Source organism: Lysobacter alkalisoli (assembly GCF_006547045.1).
Classification (GTDB): Bacteria; Pseudomonadota; Gammaproteobacteria; order Xanthomonadales; family Xanthomonadaceae; genus Marilutibacter; species Marilutibacter alkalisoli.
The window spans coordinates 2,239,958-2,259,150 of the sequence record NZ_CP041242.1; the positions used below are offsets into that span (position 1 = coordinate 2,239,958).

Below are 19,193 nucleotides of genomic sequence, written 5' to 3' on the forward strand. Positions count from 1 at the left end.
CATGCTGAAGGTGATCGCGAGGCGTTTACTCCTCCAAAGCGACCACCATCACGGCCTTGGCCGGCACCTTGATCGACAGCTTGTCGCCTGCGGCACGCGCGCTGAACGCCGCCGGCTTGATCGCCTGCGGATTCTGGAACGTGTTGTGCGCATCCATCGTGGCCGCGGTCAGCACCTTGCCGGCCGCACCTTGCAGCTCCGTGCCGGCGACGTTGACGGCTACATCGACTGCATTGGACGGATCGGTGTTGACCAGCGCCAGGTACAGCTTGCCGTCCTTGGCGCGTGCCGCCGAAGCGCTCACGCCCGGAATGGTCAATGCGCCCAGGGTGTAGCTGGTGTTGTCCTTGATGGCCAGCGGCAGCGACGTGGCATCCTGGAACGGCACATACATCTGGAACGCGTAGTAGGTCGGGGTCAGGACCATCTTCTCCTTGTCGGTCAGGATCATCGCTTGCAGGACGTTGACCATCTGGGCGATGGTGGTCATGGGGACCCGCTCCGCGTGCTCATGGAAGATGTGGAAGTTGAGCGCCGCCACGAGTGCGTCGCGCAGGGAGTTCTGCTGGAACAGGGCACTTTTGGCATCCTTCTCTTCGTCATACCAGGTGCCCCACTCATCGATCATCAGCCCGATCTTTTTCTCGGGATCGTTCTTGTCCAGTACGGCCACGTGATCTTTGACGAGCTGATCCATCTTCAAGGTATTGGCAAGGGTCGAGATCCACTCGCCTTCCTTGAAACCGAGGGTCTTGCCCTTGATGTCCCAGTTTCCGGTGGGGACGGTGTACTGATGGACGCTGATGCCGATCGTGCGGTCCTTCAGTTCCTTGCTCAGGACGTCGGTCCACGTGGTGTCGAAGCCACTGCCGCCGCTGGCGATCATTTTCGGCCTGGACTTCTCGGGCGCCCACAGGAAATGCTCGTAATTGCTGTACAGGTTCGCGTAGTACTCGGGCTTCATGTTGCCGCCGCAGCCCCACAACTCATTGCCGATGCCGAAGTAGGCGACTTTGAACGGCTTTTCGCGCCCATTCTGGGCGCGCAGCCTGGCCAGGGGCGAGCCGCCGTCCGAAGTCATGTACTCGACCCAATCGGACATCTCCTGCACGCTGCCGGTACCGACGTTGCCGTTGACGTAGGCGTCGGCGCCCAGCATGTCGATCAGGTCGAAGAATTCGTGGGTGCCGACGGCGTTGATCGCGTCGATCTCTACTACGCCGTCCGCGTTGGTGTGGACGTTGCTCGGGCGCTTGTCCTGCGGGCCTATGCCGTCGCGCCAATGGTATACGTCGGCGAAGCAGCCGCCCGGCCAGCGCACCAGCGGCACATGCAACTCCTTGAGCGCGCCGACGACGTCGTTGCGCCAGCCCCTGGTGTTGGGGATGTTCGACTTCGGGCCGACCCACATGCCTTCGTAGACGCCGGTGCCCAGGTGCTCGGCGAACTGGCCATAGACGTTCTTGTTGATGACGGCACCAGGCTTGGCCGGATCGATGTCGATGGTCACGGCGGCGAACACTGGCGCGGTCGCCAGCATTGCAAGCGCCAGTACGCTGCTCTTCACTACACTCAAGGGCTTTTCTGCATTCATTTCTTGCACAACTCGCTGATGGCGTTGGGGGCGGTGGCGGTGATCACGCCCAGCCGATAGGGCAGCTCGATGTATTCGTACTTCTTGTCTTTTTCCATATCCAGGCCCTGGTAGAGGAATCTCAGTGGCTGGCAGGGGTCGATGCTCAGCGTCTGATCGACGCCGTCGCGGATCAGTTCGCCATGGGATACGCCTTCGGACCAGATCCGGCCGTTGAATGTGACGTTTTCCGCGCCAGCGAACATGTTCATCCTGGCGCCGGGAATGGGTTGCCACTTGCCGTCCAGGCGATCCGCCGTCCAGGCCCGGAAATACCTGCCGTTGGGCCCAATCGCTTCGATCAGCGTCAAGTACTGATGGGTACCGGTGATCCTGTAGGTATTGCTCGCCTCGAACATGTCGTCGCGCTTTTCCTTCATGACGACGACGGGTTCGGAAAAGCCATGAGGGAAGCGCTCCACTGTTGTTTCACCGCGGAAGAAGCTGCCGTGGTCGTCGGTGAAGAACAGATGGCACTTCTTGTCGTCGCAGATGTTCCAGAAGTCCAGCCAGGCCGCCTTGCCGTTGGCGTCTTTGACACTCTCCGGGATGGTCGGGTAGAAGGGCTGCGGCGCCGTCCATGAGCCGGGATCGGCCAGGTTCCTGGTCGTGGAATACAACGGGTCGCCGCCTTGGTAGATCAGATACCAGAGTTCTTGCGGCGCGAAATAGAAAACCTGCGGCGCTGCGCGGTAACCCGGCCCGATGGGGGACTGGTCGAGCATGAACAGGGGCGCATTCGGCGCTTCGTCCCAGTCCACAAAGCTCGTATAGGCCATGCCCCAGCCCGTTGCCGCGGCCGTGGTGATGAAAACGTGGTATCGGCCGTCGTGATAGACGATGGTCGGGTCTTTGACGCCATGGATATCCTTGGCATCGGCTGGAGGCTTGATCAGGGGCTCGCTGGATTTCCATTCAAAAGGTTTGGCGCGAGTCGCGGGTTCCGCCGCATGAGCGAGCGTGCTCAATGCCAGGCATGACGCGAACCAGAGTGCATTGAACCCGGCAAGGGAGGATTTGTAGTTGTGCATAACTTCAACCACTGATGTTTACAGGGATTCGGCAACGAGAAGGGGTGTCAGGGACAATTAGTCTCGGCCGGCGACCGCCCTGCCCGGCGCAGCCTCGGGAAGTTGTCCTTGGCACCTTTTTTGCGGTTCCGCTACGCCACCAGCTGGCGTTCCAGGGCTTCGCGTTGCCGGCTGCTGCCGTTGTGTCACGAACTGTCATGGATTAACTTCGAGGCGAAGCATAGGCAGGCGCGTCGTGCCATATCCAATGAATTGTTCAGCGCGAGCGATAACTTTTTTTGCGACCTAAAAGGTTCCAGATTCAATTTCACGCTGGATGAGACACGTTCGCCCACGCGGACGAACCTCAGAGCACAGCCCGGCCAGCGATCCGATGTGACGCTGAAAACGCTGGCTGCCATAAACCTTGCCCTGCATCAGGTGCACTCGGATCCCCTCCATCTCGACCGCGTCGGCGCCCTCCGACACCCAGGCTGCGTAACGCGCGCGGCGTGATGCGGGGTCCGCATCGAGTGCCAGCCATGCCGCGTGCGGCGTCACGAGTCGATCGGCATGCCCTTCCGCTTTCATGATGACCCGCCCCCATCAGGCCAAGGGGCGACCGCAGCGGGAACCGGGCACGGAGGTGGGTTGATCCCCTCGGTCCCTTTTGACTGATGACGCAGTTGCCTTCGGAAGCTCCGTCCCACGGCTTAATGGCCTGCGTCCCCTTCAGTCATCTCCGCCCCGCCGCACAGATCGTCATGTTCGGGATGCGGACGCCGCCATCGGCGATCACGTACGGCCGAAGCCTTTCGGCGAGTCTCTGCCGATACTCCACCTGCTGCCCGGACGGTCTGTCGAGGAACAGGGCGGCGAGTTCCGGAGATACGTCCAGGACGTACTGCGTGCACTCATCGGTGGACGCCCACTCCAGGGTCAGCCTGATCCGTTCGGTGCGCACGTCCGCAAACCCGGCATGGATCATCATCTTCTCCAACGCGTCCTCCGCTGATCCAGGCAGTGAAGGCACCTGTGGTCGTGGCGCTGGCAGATCGAACACTTCCCGGGCGACAGCCGTCGCAAGACCCGCCAACGGGCGGCTGTCGGCCGCTGCGCCCCACACAGCCGTGGCGAACGCACCATCGGGGGCCAGCATGCGGCGTATCGCCGCCAGGGCATCCGGCGGATTCGGCAGCGACGTCACGCCCCACCGACAGAGAACCGCATCGAAGCTGCCGTCGGGGAAATCCAGCTGCCCTGCATCGGCCTGCCTGAACTCCACGTTCGACACCCCGGACATGGCCGCCCTCTCCCGGGCGATATCGAGCATCCGCGATGAAATGTCCGTCGCGACCACCCGTCCCGAAGGTCCGACACGACTTGCCGCCAGCAAGGCGGGCTCGCCAATCCCCGTTGCGATGTCGAGCACTCGCTGCCCGGGTTCAACTTCCGCCAGTTCCAGCATCCGTTTACTGACGCATCGCGCCGCGTTCTCGATCGTGGGCCACCACTTCTTCCAACCGGCGGCAACCCGATCCCACTGTTGGCCTTCCTCATCAGGCATCGGAACTTTGGACGGGGTATTCATGGGTTCGATTCCTCGAAAGCCAGTCAGGGTGGACCACCCCGGGGCGAGGAGGCGGAAGGATCGTCTCCGTCCCTTTTAGTCGGGTTGAAATCACATGGGAAGGCCCCAGCTTCTGCAATTCCGCCGTACCACACCGGAGGCACTGTCTTGACCGACTGGTTCAAGGCTCTTACGAGCATCGTCAACCGCCACGAACCTTCGTCCGACCCGCACGCGCTGCCCAGGGCCGCCGCCGCGCTGCTGCTGGAAATGGCGGTCACCGCCGAAGGTGGCGATCAAGTCGAACTGGACGTGGTCCACGAGGCGATGGCCCAGGTCTTCGGCATGGCGCCGGCCGAGCTCGAATCGCTGATGGAGCAGGCCCACCAGGCAAGGCGGGAATCGATATCCCTGCACGAATTCACCCGCGAACTGCGACCCGCACTCGACCCCGAGCAACGCGCCGAACTCGTCGAATGGCTGTGGCGGGTGGCATTCGCCGACGCGCGCCTGGACAAGCATGAGGAACTGATGGTCCGCCGCGTGGCCGATCTGCTCGCCGTCCCGCATTCCGAATTCATTCGTCGCAAGCTTCTGGCGAAGGCGCAGTAACCGGAATTGGGGCTAGTCCGGAGAAAAAAAAAAATCCAATCTACCCCCAGCCTCTTACAACGACACTGACTCCTGCTTCTGTGAGGAGCATATGCAGTTCGTGACAAGCAGCTTCCACCGGAAGCAAGGAACAAAAACATGAGCAAGGAATTTGGCTTTACACGCTGTTCGGTCCTCAATGACAACAAAATGTATGTCGCCGGAGTCGCTGTGGAACTGGAGGACGATGACGTCCATCACGCAATCCTGTTCGAGCATGTCGATGGCGATTGGGACAAGTGGTCTTTCGAGCATCGACTGGCCGGGATCGCCAGTTATGAGGAAAACGGCATCGCGAAGCTCATCACTGCCGGGGTGGATGGGCATATCGAAACGGCAGATTTCGATGGGGCCCAGGAAGAGCGCATCACTGCAGGCGACAATGAAACCGCCCCCGGCCTCCTGTGCCCTCTGCACTGCATCCGGATCATCGGCGATCACGCCTATGTAGCCGGCACGGCACGTCAGGTATTCAGACGGCGGCTCGGCGAGACCGAATGGACGCGCAGCGACCACGGCTGCGTCATTCCCTGCTCAAGCCATGAAATCGGCAGCTTCCACGACATTGACGGCCCAGACGAGAATTTTCTGGTCGCGGCAGGGCTCGGCGGAGAAATATGGCTCTCGACATCTGGAACATGGGAAAAGCTGGACAGCCCCACCCATGTCAGGCTGGAGGCGGTAAAGCATCTTGGCGGTACAGGATTCATCGCTGCCGGAGCCGAAGGCACCATCATCATGGGCGATGGAGAAACCCTGCGCGCACTGGAACAGGATTCCACGAAAGAGACGTTCTCGAGCATCGAGGAAGCATTCGGAAAGATCTACCTTTGCACCGACCAGGGCAATCTGTTCTGCATCGGCCGCGACGGCGCGCTCGGCCGGGTAGACACCGGCCTGCCGGCATCGCCTGGAGGAGGATCCCTCTCGTTCAATGAACGAAGCCTGCTGTTCGCCTGCGACTTCCATGTCGTCCTGTTCGACGGGAATGACTGGCAAGAGTTGCATCCAGCCTGAAGGTGAATCGCCGGAACATGCACAAGATACCCGCCTACATAGACCTCGCAGCGCTGCAACGAAGCCCGGTCGCCTTCCTCTGGGATGACTGGGATCCCTATGCTTCATTGGGCAAGTTCGACCCCGATACGGAAGAGCGCCTCTCGGCGATGTCCGATCGGGCGATCATCGCCTTCACCATTGGCTGTGCCGAATGGGTGGCTGCCCGATTGTGGAGAAACCGGCCCGAACCCACGCCGTTTCGGTTCATGGAGGCCTGCTGGGCCTACAACATGACGGACAACCTGTTCTGGCTTCCTCCCGAGAGCGACGAGCGTGAATGGCAAGGCAAGGAGTTGGCTCCAATCGATCTGGCGCTGATGACGATCCTGAACGCCATCTACGGAACCGAGGATGCAACATCGGCCGACGAAGGTGCCTTGGCCGAACAGATCGCCCTGCGGGTGCTACCCGGGCCTTCCGGCTTCCCCGAATGGCGCCGGGAGGCCTTGCAGCGACTCGCGCAGCTCTGTCCGCGCTTGCCAACTGACTCACTGGGCCCTCCGGTCCCAAAGGAAGCTCTGGACCCCGCAATGCCCCTGCACGCCCTTGATGCGCAGAAGAGCGTTGCGGACTTCCTCGAGGGCCTCGACACGGATCGGAACCCTTACTTGAGAAGGATCTAGGCCGGAAACGGGGACAGCCACGCCGACTTGCAATGTTCAACCGCACCCAGGCCCCGCGTCTGCCACGGAGCGGACAAGTAGACCCAACCTCCCGTCTCACGGCTCCAGGCCTTCTCCCAACGCGCTGCCAGACAGATAAAAATCCCAAGGAGGAAAATCAATGAGTGGTCATTGGACTGGCACTTATTCGTTTGTAACCGGCGCAGTTCGTTTTTCCGATCTGGCCTACATCGCGATGAGTGCCGACGAGCTCGATAAAGCCAACTACCCCCATACCGACTTCGTCGAGTGGGACAACCATGCCTGGCGCGATGGAGGGAGGGTGCTGTGGCCAACTGCCGGCATGAGCATTGCACAGAAGCCGCTGCAGCAGATGTGCGCTGTCGGCATCCATGGAGAGGTCCTGCTGCTGGGGAGTGGCGATCGCCACGAAGAGCAGATCGGCGATAGCCGCGAGGCCATCCAGGCCCGCGGCCCGCTGCGGGGCGTCCGCACCATCGGCGAGACGTCTACGCCGTCGGAATGAACCGCCAGGTGTGGCGTCGGGATGATGCCCAGCAGTGGGTTTCCCTGGACCAGGGCGCAAAACCTGTCGATGGTCACAAGGAAGTCGTCGGTTTCGAGGCAGTGGACGGATTCTCCGAATCGGACATCTATGCGGTGGGATGGAATGGCGAAATCTGGCAGTTCGACGGCAAGGCCTGGAGCCAGAAGGAAAGCCCCACCCCTCTCGTGCTGACCCGGGTACTGTGCGCAGGCGATGGCGCGGTCTACGCATCGGGCCGCAAAGGCCTTCTGCTGCGGGGGTGCGGAAATGCATGGGAAATCATCGATCACCAAAGCATGATCGACGACATCTGGGACCTCGCCTGGTATCGGGAGGAGCTTTACCTCTCCACCATGCACGGGCTGTTCGCGCTCGACGGCGACAAGCTCCTGCCCGTCGACTTCGGCGACGACACTCCCGACAGCTGCCACCGCCTGAGCGTCGCCGACGGCGTGCTGTGGTCCATCGGAGGCAAAGACATCATGGCCTTCGATGGCGCACAGTGGAAACGAATCGACTGACGGCCATGCCCCCCCTTCAATCATCTGTAGTTGCCGGCACGACCCGTGGAGGGGCTGATCCAACACGTCTGCGTTCCGGATGGAACGTGGGTGGGCAGGCATGCGAAGATCGCCGACCGCCTGCGGGCGCCACACCGCGACTTCGCAGGCGAGGCTGCAGGCGGGCTTCTCCATCCGCAATGAGCTGTGCTGAATGTGGCTGTTGCTGCTCTGTGTCTTCGCTCTGCTGGCGGTTGTCTGTTATCGACTCGCAAGCGCGCGAGGCCACACAGTCTCCATCGAGCGGACGCGACAACCGCATGGCTTTGCAAGCTTGCAGCGAAACATGGGCATCAGGCCACACGGCCGCCCCGGATCACGGAATGAATGAACCTGCCCCCTTTTTTCGGAGCGCCGCAGCAGCCGTTCCGGCGCCGTCAACTCCTGTTGACTGCCCTCCCTGGCCTGTTCGGGCTTCCGGAAAACGTATAAGTTGTCGCGCATGGCGGGCACGATGTCCGGCCACCATTCACGGAGAGATGTCATGGGTCTTGTGCAGGCAGTAGCGGGTACGGTCGGCGGCATGCTGGGCGACCAGTGGAAGGACTTCTACACGGTGCCGGACGGCCTGCCGTCAACGGCGGCGCTGTTCGCCGCAGTGCCCAGGGGCACCAATGCCGGGCGCGGCTCCAATACGAGCGCCTCCTCCAACATCATCACCAACGGCTCGAAGATCGTCGTGCCCGAGGGCTACGGCCTGCTGCTGATGCAGGACGGCAAGATCACCGGCTTCGCCGCCGAGCCGGGCGGTTACGAATGGCGCTCCGACGACATCAACTCCCAGTCGCTCTTCGCCGGTGATGGCCTGGTCGATACGCTGATCAGGCAGAGCTGGGAGCGCTTCAAGTTCGGTGGCCGGCCGGGTTCGCAGCAGGCGGCGTTCTTCGTCTCGCTGAAGGAGCTGCCGGACAACCGCTTCGGCACGCAGTCCGAAATCTACTGGGACGACGGCTTCCTCAACACCCAGGTAGGCGCGGTGACCCGTGGCTCGTATACGCTGAAGATCGTGGACCCGATCCTGTTCGTGAAGAACTTCGTGCCGGCCTCATACCTGCAGCCGGGCACGGTCTTCGATTTCACCGACATCGATAACGCCGCGGCCACCCAGTTGTTCAACGAGGTTGTCGGCTCGCTTGCGCCCGCGTTCAGCCTGTACACCAACGACCCGGGCAAGGGCAATCGCATCACCAAACTGCAGCAGGATTCGGTCGGGTTCGCCACGAGCCTGTCCGAAGCGGTGGAAAACGCCTACCAGTGGCAGTCCGAACGCGGCCTGGCCATCGTCAAGACCGCCATCGTCTCCATCGAATACGATCCCAACACCCGCGAGCTGCTCAAGACCGTGCAGCGCGCCGATGCACTGGCCGGTACGCGTGGCAACGTCAATTTGCAGGCCAGCGTGGCGCAAGGCATCCAGTCGGCCGGCGAGAATGGCGGCGCGGCAGGGCTGGTGGGCGTGGGCATGGCGACGGGCATGATGGGCCTGGGCGGCCTGCAGCAGCCCGTGGCACCGCCCGCACCGGCCGCCGACGACCCGGTAGAAAAGTTGAAGAAGGCCAAGGAGATGCTGGACCTGGGGCTGATCACCCAGGCCGATTACGACGCACTCAAGGCCAAGGCGCTGGGCCTGTAAGCCGCACGACGCCCGGCCACCATGCAAAACCCCAACAACCCGCCCCCCGTGCCGCCCTACACCGGCCCGGGGTCGCCGCAGGACGTGCCGCCGCAGCCCGGCAGCACGCCCATCGACCCGGCCACCCTGCCCCCGCCGATCCGCGACGAGTTGCTGGCGCCCGACCCGGTGGCCATCGACACCTCCGCCGAGGAGCTGAAGGACGGCCTCAACCGCTGCCCCAAATGCGGCGCCACCGACATCCGCCACAAACCCGGCAGCGATCTGCTGATCTGCCTGTACTGCCGCAACGAATGGCACGGCCAGCGAGTGGAGGAGGAGTTCGGCCTCGGCACCGGCATCGACGAACTGAGCGGCACGGTCATCGCCTCCGGCGCGCGCAACATCGAAGCCGATGCCGCCAGCCTGATGACCTTCCATTGCAGCGGCTGCGGTGCCGAAGTCACGGTCAACACCGAAAACGCCATGACCGCGCGCTGCCACTGGTGCCGGCACGTGTTTGGCGTCAACGAGCAGGTGGCCAACGGCGCCGTCCCCGATGCCGTGCTGCCGTTCCGCATCAAGAAGGACGACGCAGTCGCGCGCATCCGCCAGTTCGTGGACAAGCGGCGGCTGTTCGCACTGAAGGAGTTCAAGGAACAGTTCACGCCCGAGAACGTGGTCGGCGTCTACCTGCCGTACATGATCGTCGACGGCAAGGCGAGCGTCGACGTGGTTGGCGAGGGCGAAATCGAAACGCGCCGCTACACCAGGGGCAGCGGCGACAAGAAGAAGACCTACTACGACGCCGACGTGTACCGCGTGGCCCGGCACGTGGACTTCACCGTCGACGATCTGCCGCTGGAATCCTCCGCCGAACGGGGCAACCTGGACACTGGCGCCAACACCAACAACATCATCAACACCATCCTGCCGTTCGACACCAAGAACGCGGTGAAGTGGAACGCGTCGTACCTGGTGGGTTTCAGCTCGGAAAAGCGCGACCGCGACGTGGCGCACCTGCACCCGCGCCTGGAGGACCAGCTGCTGTCCATTGGCCGCTGCCAGGTCGCACCCTCGGTGCGGCGCTTCGACCGCGGCGTGCGCTGGGAACGCGAACGCCTGGACGTGCACGGCACGCGCTGGGTATCGATGTATCTGCCGGTGTGGCTGTACTCGTACCACCAGCCGGGCCGCAACGGCGGCATGCTGCACTACATTGCGGTGAACGGCCGCACCGGCGAGACCATGGGCAGCGTGCCCGTGCAGCAGTGGAAACTGCTCACTGCGGCGATCACCGTGGGCACCTTCCTTGAAGGCATTGCACTCTGGATCCTGGGGCACTCGACATGAGCGAAGACGGCGGTCTGTTTCTACTCCTGCTGGGCCCGACCGGCGGCGCCGGGCTGTACTGGCTGCTGTACCGGTACTACCGCAACACCGACAAGTCGCACGCGTTCGAACACGAAACCGATGTCGTTGCCCAACCGGTAACCGGTGCGGACCAGGACAGGAAAATCCGCGAGATCAAGGGCACGCGGGCAACGAGTATCTCCGGCAACAACGTGCGGGCCTATCGCGCGCGCGTACAGCAGATGCAGGGCGACTCCTGACGCGCCACGCCGTTACGGGCGCCAGATCCACACGGGCGCGCAGGCGGGGCGTATCCGCACCCAGCGGCTACGGTGCGCCCGCAACCCGCACGCCATCGGCGACGATCCGGTACTCCACCGGATCCACCGCAAGCCCCTTGCCGCTGTCCGCACTGAAATGCGCGGCCTGTTCCGGCGTGAGCTGCTTGCGCTCCAGCACGCCATGCACCACCGCAGTTCCGCTCGTGTCCTTGGGCAGGTAGAACGCGTGGTTGCCAAACATCACGCGCGCCACCTGGCCGTCGTGCTCCAGCATCATCCAGCAGCCCTTGGTCTGGCAGACCTCGGTGATACGGCCGCTGAAACGACGGGGCTCGCCGGCATGCTCCTCAAACGCCGTGATGGCCTGGGAGACCGGCACCGCCTGGCCGTCGGCAAAGGGCTCGCCATAGGTCGAGGCATCGCCCGCATGGGCGAGCAGCGCAACGGTGGACAGCAGGCAGGCAGCAAGAACGCGCATGATGGGTTCCGGTTCGATGGCGGGATCGACTTCGACGATATCAAAACCGGGGTCGGCGTGGGCTTTTTCCCACCCTCAACCGGCGGAGGGCACTCAGGAAGATACAGGGGATGCCTGCCTGTAGAGCTCTCCTACTTTCCGTCAACAAGGATGTATTCGCTTCCCTTGCTCTTCCACGTCGAGGCATCCTTGTCGAGCCGGATGCAGGGCCGGCCACCGCAGGAAGTGATCTCGACATGCCGGGACGCTTCCATCACTTCCGCCTTGACCTCGGCGGCATCGGCGCGTGCCTGTGCGGCATTCAGGCGGTCGTTCGTCTGCTTCAGCAGGAGCATGCCGCCAGCCAGCAACAGCACCAGCACGCCGGCCACCGCCGCCACGATCTGCCAAGCTCGAACGATCGCCGGACGCAAGGCCGCCTCCATGCGCTGCTGGTGCTCATGGAACATGGCCACCATCGCCTGCTTGAACTGTGCTTCCTCGCGCTCGCGTGCGGCATGCAGCGCCTCCTGGGAGGCCTGCAATTGCCGCTGGTGATCGATGATCAGCTTTTCCAGGCGCCCGAAAATGGCGGTGACCTGATCCAAAGTGCCTTCCATGGTGCGATCCACGTTCCTGCCTCCAGAGGTATTGTCATCAGCGCGATAGCGCCGTTTCCTGCTGCATCTGCCGCTGCTGTGCCTGCAACAGGGCCTGCTCTTCCTGCCGTTGGGTTTCAGCCGCCAGATCCTGCAGGCTCTGATCCAAAGGCTGGATACCGGCCTGGAAGCGGTCGACCGTGCAGTGGCGATCAAGCACGTTATTGTGTGGATGGGTCCAGGTTGCCATCAAGGTCTGACCGTCCCGGCTCAGCGCCAGCCCATCGATACCCGGCATGTGCCTCACTTGGGCCTCGTGAGCCAGCGCGCCGGCCACGCTTTCCATCTGCAACCGATCGAGGTAGCCGCCGACCTCCGGCCCGGCCTTCTCCAATTGCTCCAATGCCTGACCGAACAGCGGATGGTCGCGACCGGACAGCTGTTGCTGCTGATCCCACACCCGCTGCTCCGCTTCGGCGACGATCTGCTGCCCGCGCTCGGACTCGGCGAATGCGATCGAGGCCTCGCGCATGCCCTGCTCGTCGCCAGCCTCCAGAGCAGCCAGGAACTGGCTGACCCGCGGATCGCGGGTCGTCGTGGTCTCGGGCGCGTCGATCGCCGGCGACGCGGTCACTCGCACCGTGTCCAGCGTCGGAATCCGTGCCTCCGCCTGTTGCTGCTGGTAGGTGGCTTCCAGTTCCTGCCGCAGGTTGCCCTTGGCCTGGCTGTCCCAGAGCAGGCCATCGTGGGTCCATTGGCCCTCGGCATCGCGCTGGTACAGCCGGCCGTTGGAGCCCACCACCCGACCCGGATTCTGCAAGGCCTGGGTCACCGCATCGGGCACCGAACCGTGTTGCGCCCAGCCGTTTTGCTCATGTATCTGCTGGAACGTGGCCGCCATCGCCGCCGGCGTCTGCGCGGCGTTCTGCGCGATGATTGCCTGCGAGGCGGCCTCCAGCTCCGCCGCGCGCTCCGGACTCGCCTCCACCCGCTCCGTCTTGTAGACCGCGCTGTTGATGCGGTAATCAACGAGGCGACTGACCTCCCGCGACCATTGCTGGGTGTCCGGATCGCGGGTCCACGCTGCTTCACGCGCACTACGTGCATCCTGGTCGCCGGCTTGGAGCGTGTACGGATCGCGTGATCGTGGCGGTGCGCCCAGCGCCAACTCGACCGAGGTGCTCGACGCCTGGTAGTCCAGCCGGTCCGATAACGCCGGATCTGCGGTCAGGGTTCGGGTCTTGTAGAGGGTCGAGTCGCGAGTGTGATAGCGCATCGCCTCGGCATCGATCGTACGCTCCTGATGCGTCCAGCCCTTTTCCGGGTGCTTCGGGTCGAAGGTCCAGGTTCTGCCCTCCGGATCCTGCTGGCGATTGATCTTGCGCTCGTCGAGCCAATCGGCCACCTTGTCGCCGGCCACCGCACCGACGATACCGCCGATCGCGCCAGTGACCAGCAGGCCCGGACCGCTCGTCACGCCTGCCGCCGCGCCCCCCGCCATGCCCGCCGCCGCGCCGCCCCAGCCGGTGACGTTCTGCACGGCAAAACGCTCGATACGCGACTGGGCGGCGGTGTTGTTGCCCTGGCCGCGCAACTGCGACATGCCATGGACCGTGTCGGCGGCGTCGTAAATTGACACGATCACACCGGCTGCGCCCAAGGCTTTCATACCCGTACCCGGCCGCAGCCCTTGACGCGTAGCCGCTGCTTCGGCAGCCAATGCGGTTTCACCGATTGCCACGCCTTGGGCTCCGAACCCGATTGGAGCCCGGGTCAGTCCGGACGCCCTGATCTCGGCCGACGAAGCGAATCTGGACAACTGGTTTGCATCAATATCCATCGCGCTTGCAAATTCACGCGACAGCGTCACCTTGCTGACCTTGGCGCCCGTGGTATCGGGTAAGGAAAAAAGGCCCTTCGGCGCTGCTTCAATGAATGGCGCCTGCACCTTGGGCAGCACGGCTTCCGCACCGCCCTGGACATAGAGCACTTTCAGTTCCGCAATTGGCTGTCCACCCAAAGACCTTACGTTGGGGTTTTCCAGAAGGGTGGGAAGCTCGACCTTTCCGAAGACGCGCTCGATATTGGCATTCGATGCAACGACCTTGACATCGCCACGCAAGGAGCCGGCGAACTCACGTGAGGCCTCACCCCACAGGCAATTGTCGAGAGAGGTGGCACTGTTGACAGCAGCCTTGGAGTCTCCGTAAAGAAAAGCCATCTTTGACTTTTCTGCTTGCGCGAGGCTCTGCCCATTCGCCCGAAATATTCGCTCGGCCGATTCGCTGATTATGTCATCAGCGCTGGACAGAAATTTCGCGCGCGGCGTGTCATTGATAATAGGAAGCCCAGCTTGTCTTGCGAGCTCTTTTGCGATTGACTCAGAAGGAACATCGCCCACGGGTCGGCTATAGAGAACACCGCCATCCCCGGTGGCCTTCGCCGAAAACTCTCGAACAACCTCTCGAATTTCCTCCAACGAGGTCGCATTGCGAATGCGTTCGATCTGAGGCCCATGGTCCATCATGTGGAGGACTCCCCTGCTTCAAGGAGAGCCCATCCTTCCCGAAAAACAACCTGCCCCATGAACCGGGCATCGGCATATTCGTTCAACAAGCCCGGCCTGGTCTCTGAAGCAGCGGCAGCCTGAATCATTCCGACGATCAGCTTTTTTGCCTCATCCGACTCTTCAGGAGAAAATGTGTGGCACATGCCAGGCATTGGCATTCCCACCCACTCCGTTCCTGGCCAGCCGAACGAGACGATTTCAATATTGAAATCGTTCTCATTTTGCAAAAAAGTTCGACGAACTTCGCCGTAATAAGTCTCCCCCCTCAACTCCACTGCGAAAGTCTCGTGACCGCGCTCATCAGCGCCACGGACACTGCCGGAAAAGCGCGCTCGCCCTTCGGGGAACTGCTGCCAGTCAAACGGCTTTGGATATTCGCTCATCGCCCCTACTCCTTCCACGAATCCGACCCATCTTCGCCCAGCGCCTCCCGACCCTCTCCGCTCGCCTCGAATTCGAACTCGGCCTGCTCCATGACAGGACGATTCCTTTCCGCGCGCTCCATGAACGCTTCGAAGTTATTATGCAATCGGGCTGAGCGCGGATCGCTGCTATACGAATTGTATTCGCGCAGCTCGGTAGACAGGATCATGGATTGCGTTCCTTTGCGGCATCGAATGCGACGTAGCAGTGTCGGGTCCGGCGACGGCCTGACGGGGGCGGCCACGAAAGATGGTAACGCCAAAACAGGGGGCAGAGTGCTTTCTGGCAGGAAAAGTGCACTCTGGAAAGTGCAATCTGACTCCTGTTTTGGTGGACTCCTGTTTTGGTGCGAGCAGGTGCGGCAATAGCTGAGTCGCAAGCATGCGGTGACCGCATGGATTCCGGTGTGGCGGCCCGTCGTCGCGCCGGGAACAGACGAGCTTCGTCCTCTTCCAACGCTGGTACCCCCTTACTTCATCCGGAGATCTCGCGCACGGCGCGAACGGCGGCGTCGACTTCCTCCGGCGTGTTCACCAGGCTTGGCGCAAGGCGCGCGTAAGTGACTGCGTAAGGGCTGGTACTGGCGATGATGCGTTTGGCCAACAGCTGCCTGACCACTTCTTCGGGTTTGACGCCGTCTACTTCGAATGCAACCAGGCCGGCCGACAGGTCGCCGCTGCGCGGCGTATGCATCTTCACTTTCGGGTTCTCGGCCAGCCCGGACTTGAGCTGGTCGTTCAGCACGCGGATGCGGGCGGCGACCCGGTCGCGGCCCATCGCCTTGTGCATGCGGAACGCGGCCGCCGCCGCCCACTGGTGCTCGAATGCATGGAAGCCGCCGGGGGTCATGCGGGCGGCGTTGGTCGGCGTCTTCGGTGCGCGGTTTTCGGTCCACGCGACATAGCTCTCCAGGTCGCTGAAATCGGGAACCGTCGGCCGCAGCCGTGCCCAGTTGTCCGCGCTCGCCTGGATCAGGCCGGTGCCGCGCGGCCCGAGCATCCACTTGTGCGTGCCCGCGCAGAAATAATCCGCGCCCATCGTGGCGACCGTCTCGTCGGCCGCGCCGAGTCCGTGCACGCCATCGACCACCAGCAGCACCTCGCCGTGGCGCGTCTTCAGGGCGGAGGCGATCTCGCGGACCGGCAGGCGGATGCCGCTGCTCGAATGCACCCAGGTCACGCCGACCACGCGCGTCTTCGGTCCGATGCCCGCGAGCAGCCGCTCGATGATGCGGTCGGTGCTGGCATCGGCGGCCTCCTCGAACAGCGACACCTTGCGCATCGACGCACCGACCCGTTCGGTGGCGAGCCGGATCGACTCGTGGTGCGAGTAGTGGTCGTGCGTGGTGGCCAGCACCTCGTCGCCGGCCTTCAACGGCAGGCCGTGGTAGACCAGCGCCAGCGATTCGGTGGTGCTGCGGGTGAGGCAGATCTCGTCGGCCTGGCCACCGAGGTAGCCAGCCATTTCGGTCCGCACCTGCAACGGGATATTGTGCGCGTCGTCCTCGAACAGGGCCTCCTCGACGAAGCGGAAGGCGTTGCGGTCGATGGCGCGCCGATAGGCCTCGATCGCCTCGCGCACGGGTGCGGGATGGCTGACGATGAAGAAGCTCGCGAAGTGTGCGTAGGACGGATCAAGCGCGAACTGCGCGCGCACCCGGCTCCAGTCGGACAAATCCGGCACGACCGGCGTTTCCGCGGCCAGAGCAGCCAGCAGGCCGCCGGGCAATGCAGTCGTCGCCGCCAACATCGCCGGTGCCACCAGGAACTGTCTGCGCGTCACGGCCATCGTCGCTTCTCCTCGTTTCGCCCCGGGGACACCAACAGGATCAACGCCCGAAGCAGGCGCAACCGGACAGGTGTTACCCAAAAAACCAAAAACAAAACCGGGGTCAGAGTGGAATTTTTTCTACCCCCTGCCGGGACCGATACCTACGGGCAGGCATTGCAGCTACTCTGACCCCTGTTTGGCCATCCTATTGGCACTCGCCGCAAGCCAAATTGCACCGCTGGCGAGAGCCTCTCCATATGCCGCTCGAGCTTCTGGAAGAAATCTCGGACGTCGTCAGACTGATGCAAGGCGCCCCCTAATCGCTCACAAAATGCACATGTCGGGCCTGGCTCGACATCAATTCAGGCGAACGCCAAGTTCCGGGGTGGCTTGCTCCACCCTCGCCGGGTCCAGTGCGTCCACCGTTGCCAGTCGCTGCCTGAGATCGTCGTCGGACAGGGCGCCCTCGCGGTGCAGCCACTTGAAGCGCGCGCGATGCTGCTCAGGGGTTTCGCTCTCGGGCATGAAGTCGTACTCGTTGCGGTACTGGACCGCGCGGCGCGATTCGATCTCCTGGAGGATGCGCTGGCCCTCTTCACCGTCGATCACGTACAGGTTGCCCTTGTCGGTGGGCACGATGGTGAAACGCGTAGTGCGAAAGCGATAGACCGCATAGCAGGCCGCACCGACCCAGAGCCAGATCGAGACCTTCAGCCCTTCGTCGCCCATGAGGCTGAAACCAGTCAATGCCGCGCCAAGCGCCAGCCACAACAGGCCCACGTTGCCCAACCACTGATTGCGCTCCAGCAAGGTCTGGCGGTCACGGCTGATGTCGGTATAGCCCACCGAGAACGAGCGGCTACCCGATGAGTCTTCGATGCTGTAGCCCAGGCTGTCTTCGTCGAAGACGAAGCGGATCTTGTTGGAGTTCTTCTGCTGCCTGATTTCCACCCTGTTCCCCTTTAGCCGCAGTTCGGCTATCCCTAGTTGTTCAGCGGGAAAGTTTACTCTGACCACCGCTGCCTGGGACCAGTGGAAAGTCCACTCTGAGGCCGGTTCTGAAGCCGGTACCCAATGGCGAATGACCTGGCCCTGCTGTTTCCTCAGTCCGCATCCTTGACGATGCGTCCATCCTTCACGATTACCGCGAAGTTGCGCGCGGGATCGGCGATGACATCGAGATCCTGCAGCGGATCGCCGTCCACCAGCAGCAGATCTGCCAAGGCGCCCTCCTCCACCACGCCTAAGCGACCCTCGTAGGGGCTGCGCAGGCCTGACAACGCCAGCAGATCGGCATTGTCACGGGTCACCATCCGGAGGATCTCCGCCGGGGTGAACCACTCGCGCAGCAAGAGAATGAAGGCGTTCTGCTCGGTATTGAGCGCGGGCTCGAACAGGAAGTCCGTGCCCCAGGCCATACGCACGCCCGCGCGTTTGGCCAGTGCGATCGTGCGCGCCTGTCCTTCTATCACCGGCTTGCGTTTTTCGCGTCGCAGCGGATCCAACGCCTCGGTGCTCGGCCGCAGGGTCTGGGTGGACAGCCATACGCCGCGTTCCGCCATCAACGCCAGCGTCTCCTCGTCGAGCAACTGACCGTGCTCGATGCACTTCACCCCGGCCTCGATGGCACGGCGCACCGCGCGCGCCGTGTAGGCATGCACCATGACGTAGGTGCCCCAGTCCTCGGCCGCCTCCACGGCCGCGCGCAGCTCGTCGAAGGTGTACTGGGTGACGTCGATGGGATCGTAGGCCGACGAAGTGCCGCCCCCGGCCATCAGCTTGATCTGGCTGGCGCCCATGCGCAGGTTTTCGCGCACCGCGGTCAGGACTTCGTCGCGGCCGTCGGCGATGAAGGTCGCGCCCATCTCCTCGGCCATGGACGGCTTGCCGAAGAAGCGGCGCGAGCGCTCGTGCGGCTGGCGCATGTCGCCGTGACCCGCGGTCTGGCTGATGAAGGCGCCCGAGGGCCAGATGCGCGGCCCCTGCACCTTCCCCGCGTCGATGGCGGCCTTCAGCTCGAAGATCGGCCCGCCCGCATCGCGCACGCTGGTGAAACCGCGCAGCAAGGTGCGCTGCGATTCGGCCGCGACGATGGCCGTGAGCTTCTCCGGCGACGCGTCCGGCGCCAGCAGGTCGGCCTGCGGCAGGGCGGTGAACGTGCTGTGCCAGTGCACGTCGATCAGGCCCGGCATCAGCGTGCGTCCGCGCCCTTCGATCACGCGGGCCGATGCCGATGGCTGCACACCATCGCCGATGGCGGCGATGCGATTGCCGCGCACCAGCACGTCGGTGGACGGCCCCAGCACCCCGCGCGCGGTATCCAGCACGCGAACCTCGCGGAACAGCAGTTCGCTCCCACTGGCGGGCGTTTGTGCATGGGCGAGCGCCGCAGGCAGGAGCAACAGCACGATCGACCACCGGCGCATCAAGCTCATCACCATCATCATCTCCATCCTCTCCGCATGATTCCCGCCCT

At 63.2% G+C, this 19,193-nt stretch carries 20 protein-coding genes; 8 read left to right on the forward strand and 12 right to left on the reverse strand.

Annotation, left to right across the window (positions count from 1 at the left end):
• Positions 1 to 25 precede the first annotated feature (25 nt).
• The 4 genes from FKV23_RS09735 to FKV23_RS09750 all read right to left on the reverse strand — a co-directional run bounded on the left by FKV23_RS09735 (position 26) and on the right by FKV23_RS09750 (position 4,234).
• Positions 26 to 1,567: an alpha-N-arabinofuranosidase gene (locus tag FKV23_RS09735; protein ID WP_244244172.1), complete on the reverse strand. Its 1,542-nt coding sequence runs from the start codon at positions 1,565 to 1,567 to the stop codon at positions 26 to 28.
• A 23-nt stretch (positions 1,568 to 1,590) separates the two neighbouring features.
• The gene (locus FKV23_RS09740; protein ID WP_141623675.1) at positions 1,591 to 2,664 is read right to left on the reverse strand and encodes a non-reducing end alpha-L-arabinofuranosidase family hydrolase; all 1,074 of its coding nucleotides are present in this window, start codon (positions 2,662 to 2,664) and stop codon (positions 1,591 to 1,593) included.
• A gap of 285 nt (positions 2,665 to 2,949) precedes the next feature.
• Entirely contained in the window at positions 2,950 to 3,234 is a 285-nt protein-coding gene (locus FKV23_RS09745; RefSeq protein WP_141623676.1) for a hypothetical protein, read from the reverse strand.
• A 145-nt stretch (positions 3,235 to 3,379) separates the two neighbouring features.
• Entirely contained in the window at positions 3,380 to 4,234 is an 855-nt protein-coding gene (locus FKV23_RS09750) for a class I SAM-dependent methyltransferase (protein WP_141623677.1), read from the reverse strand.
• 147 nt (positions 4,235 to 4,381) lie between these two features.
• On the opposite strand from FKV23_RS09750, the gene FKV23_RS09755 reads away from it, so the two are divergent.
• The 8 genes from FKV23_RS09755 to FKV23_RS09790 all read left to right on the forward strand — a co-directional run bounded on the left by FKV23_RS09755 (position 4,382) and on the right by FKV23_RS09790 (position 10,878).
• Positions 4,382 to 4,825, forward strand: a complete 444-nt coding sequence (locus FKV23_RS09755) for a tellurite resistance TerB family protein (protein ID WP_141623678.1) — start codon at positions 4,382 to 4,384, stop codon at positions 4,823 to 4,825.
• A 138-nt stretch (positions 4,826 to 4,963) separates the two neighbouring features.
• Positions 4,964 to 5,881 (forward strand): hypothetical protein, encoded by a 918-nt coding sequence (locus FKV23_RS09760; protein WP_141623679.1) that lies wholly within the window; start codon positions 4,964 to 4,966, stop codon positions 5,879 to 5,881.
• A gap of 17 nt (positions 5,882 to 5,898) precedes the next feature.
• The gene (locus FKV23_RS09765; RefSeq protein WP_141623680.1) at positions 5,899 to 6,546 is read left to right on the forward strand and encodes a hypothetical protein; all 648 of its coding nucleotides are present in this window, start codon (positions 5,899 to 5,901) and stop codon (positions 6,544 to 6,546) included.
• 160 nt (positions 6,547 to 6,706) lie between these two features.
• On the forward strand, positions 6,707 to 7,072 hold the full coding sequence (locus tag FKV23_RS09770; protein ID WP_141623681.1) for a hypothetical protein: 366 nt from the start codon (positions 6,707 to 6,709) through the stop codon (positions 7,070 to 7,072).
• Positions 7,069 to 7,614, forward strand: a complete 546-nt coding sequence (locus FKV23_RS09775; RefSeq protein WP_141623682.1) for a hypothetical protein — start codon at positions 7,069 to 7,071, stop codon at positions 7,612 to 7,614. The genes FKV23_RS09770 and FKV23_RS09775 overlap by 4 nt, the downstream gene beginning before the upstream one ends.
• A gap of 523 nt (positions 7,615 to 8,137) precedes the next feature.
• On the forward strand, positions 8,138 to 9,286 hold the full coding sequence (locus FKV23_RS09780; protein ID WP_141623683.1) for an SPFH domain-containing protein: 1,149 nt from the start codon (positions 8,138 to 8,140) through the stop codon (positions 9,284 to 9,286).
• 21 nt (positions 9,287 to 9,307) lie between these two features.
• The gene (locus FKV23_RS09785) at positions 9,308 to 10,618 is read left to right on the forward strand and encodes a TFIIB-type zinc ribbon-containing protein (RefSeq protein ID WP_141623684.1); all 1,311 of its coding nucleotides are present in this window, start codon (positions 9,308 to 9,310) and stop codon (positions 10,616 to 10,618) included.
• The gene (locus tag FKV23_RS09790; protein WP_141623685.1) at positions 10,615 to 10,878 is read left to right on the forward strand and encodes a hypothetical protein; all 264 of its coding nucleotides are present in this window, start codon (positions 10,615 to 10,617) and stop codon (positions 10,876 to 10,878) included. Before FKV23_RS09785 ends, FKV23_RS09790 begins: the two co-directional genes overlap by 4 nt.
• A gap of 67 nt (positions 10,879 to 10,945) precedes the next feature.
• Here the strand turns inward: FKV23_RS09790 and FKV23_RS09795 are convergent, their stop codons facing one another.
• From FKV23_RS09795 to FKV23_RS09830, 8 genes are all read right to left on the reverse strand, one after another.
• Positions 10,946 to 11,377, reverse strand: a complete 432-nt coding sequence (locus tag FKV23_RS09795; RefSeq protein WP_141623686.1) for a DUF4920 domain-containing protein — start codon at positions 11,375 to 11,377, stop codon at positions 10,946 to 10,948.
• Positions 11,378 to 11,508: 131 nt separating this feature from the next.
• Entirely contained in the window at positions 11,509 to 11,988 is a 480-nt protein-coding gene (locus FKV23_RS09800) for a hypothetical protein (protein WP_244243970.1), read from the reverse strand.
• Positions 11,989 to 12,013: 25 nt separating this feature from the next.
• The gene (locus FKV23_RS09805) at positions 12,014 to 14,482 is read right to left on the reverse strand and encodes an XVIPCD domain-containing protein (protein WP_141623687.1); all 2,469 of its coding nucleotides are present in this window, start codon (positions 14,480 to 14,482) and stop codon (positions 12,014 to 12,016) included.
• Positions 14,479 to 14,907, reverse strand: coding sequence for a hypothetical protein (locus FKV23_RS09810; protein WP_141623688.1), 429 nt, complete (start codon positions 14,905 to 14,907; stop codon positions 14,479 to 14,481). The genes FKV23_RS09805 and FKV23_RS09810 overlap by 4 nt, the downstream gene beginning before the upstream one ends.
• 5 nt (positions 14,908 to 14,912) lie before the next feature.
• Positions 14,913 to 15,116 (reverse strand): hypothetical protein, encoded by a 204-nt coding sequence (locus tag FKV23_RS09815; RefSeq protein WP_141623689.1) that lies wholly within the window; start codon positions 15,114 to 15,116, stop codon positions 14,913 to 14,915.
• Positions 15,117 to 15,421: 305 nt separating this feature from the next.
• Positions 15,422 to 16,735 (reverse strand): aminotransferase class V-fold PLP-dependent enzyme, encoded by a 1,314-nt coding sequence (locus FKV23_RS09820; protein ID WP_141623690.1) that lies wholly within the window; start codon positions 16,733 to 16,735, stop codon positions 15,422 to 15,424.
• A gap of 339 nt (positions 16,736 to 17,074) precedes the next feature.
• Entirely contained in the window at positions 17,075 to 17,668 is a 594-nt protein-coding gene (locus FKV23_RS09825) for a hypothetical protein (RefSeq protein ID WP_141623691.1), read from the reverse strand.
• A 152-nt stretch (positions 17,669 to 17,820) separates the two neighbouring features.
• Positions 17,821 to 19,152 carry a metal-dependent hydrolase family protein gene (locus FKV23_RS09830; RefSeq protein WP_208543143.1) on the reverse strand — a complete coding sequence of 444 codons (1,332 nt, stop codon included), beginning with the start codon at positions 19,150 to 19,152 and terminating at the stop codon, positions 17,821 to 17,823.
• Positions 19,153 to 19,193: the final 41 nt, after the last annotated feature.

What these genes read in the sequence shown, in the direction of transcription:
- FKV23_RS09740 (WP_141623675.1), bottom strand. Translation starts at nt 2,664, where the DNA reads ATGCACAACTACAAATCCTCCCTTGCCGGGTTCAATGCACTCTGGTTC.
- FKV23_RS09745 (WP_141623676.1), bottom strand. Translation starts at nt 3,234, where the DNA reads ATGAAAGCGGAAGGGCATGCCGATCGACTCGTGACGCCGCACGCGGCA.
- FKV23_RS09750 (WP_141623677.1), bottom strand. Translation starts at nt 4,234, where the DNA reads ATGAATACCCCGTCCAAAGTTCCGATGCCTGATGAGGAAGGCCAACAG.
- FKV23_RS09760 (WP_141623679.1), top strand. Translation starts at nt 4,964, where the DNA reads ATGAGCAAGGAATTTGGCTTTACACGCTGTTCGGTCCTCAATGACAAC.
- FKV23_RS09765 (WP_141623680.1), top strand. Translation starts at nt 5,899, where the DNA reads ATGCACAAGATACCCGCCTACATAGACCTCGCAGCGCTGCAACGAAGC.
- FKV23_RS09770 (WP_141623681.1), top strand. Translation starts at nt 6,707, where the DNA reads ATGAGTGGTCATTGGACTGGCACTTATTCGTTTGTAACCGGCGCAGTT.
- FKV23_RS09775 (WP_141623682.1), top strand. Translation starts at nt 7,069, where the DNA reads ATGAACCGCCAGGTGTGGCGTCGGGATGATGCCCAGCAGTGGGTTTCC.
- FKV23_RS09780 (WP_141623683.1), top strand. Translation starts at nt 8,138, where the DNA reads ATGGGTCTTGTGCAGGCAGTAGCGGGTACGGTCGGCGGCATGCTGGGC.
- FKV23_RS09785 (WP_141623684.1), top strand. Translation starts at nt 9,308, where the DNA reads ATGCAAAACCCCAACAACCCGCCCCCCGTGCCGCCCTACACCGGCCCG.
- FKV23_RS09790 (WP_141623685.1), top strand. Translation starts at nt 10,615, where the DNA reads ATGAGCGAAGACGGCGGTCTGTTTCTACTCCTGCTGGGCCCGACCGGC.
- FKV23_RS09795 (WP_141623686.1), bottom strand. Translation starts at nt 11,377, where the DNA reads ATGCGCGTTCTTGCTGCCTGCCTGCTGTCCACCGTTGCGCTGCTCGCC.
- FKV23_RS09805 (WP_141623687.1), bottom strand. Translation starts at nt 14,482, where the DNA reads ATGATGGACCATGGGCCTCAGATCGAACGCATTCGCAATGCGACCTCG.
- FKV23_RS09810 (WP_141623688.1), bottom strand. Translation starts at nt 14,907, where the DNA reads ATGAGCGAATATCCAAAGCCGTTTGACTGGCAGCAGTTCCCCGAAGGG.
- FKV23_RS09815 (WP_141623689.1), bottom strand. Translation starts at nt 15,116, where the DNA reads ATGATCCTGTCTACCGAGCTGCGCGAATACAATTCGTATAGCAGCGAT.
- FKV23_RS09820 (WP_141623690.1), bottom strand. Translation starts at nt 16,735, where the DNA reads ATGGCCGTGACGCGCAGACAGTTCCTGGTGGCACCGGCGATGTTGGCG.
- FKV23_RS09830 (WP_208543143.1), bottom strand. Translation starts at nt 19,152, where the DNA reads ATGAGCTTGATGCGCCGGTGGTCGATCGTGCTGTTGCTCCTGCCTGCG.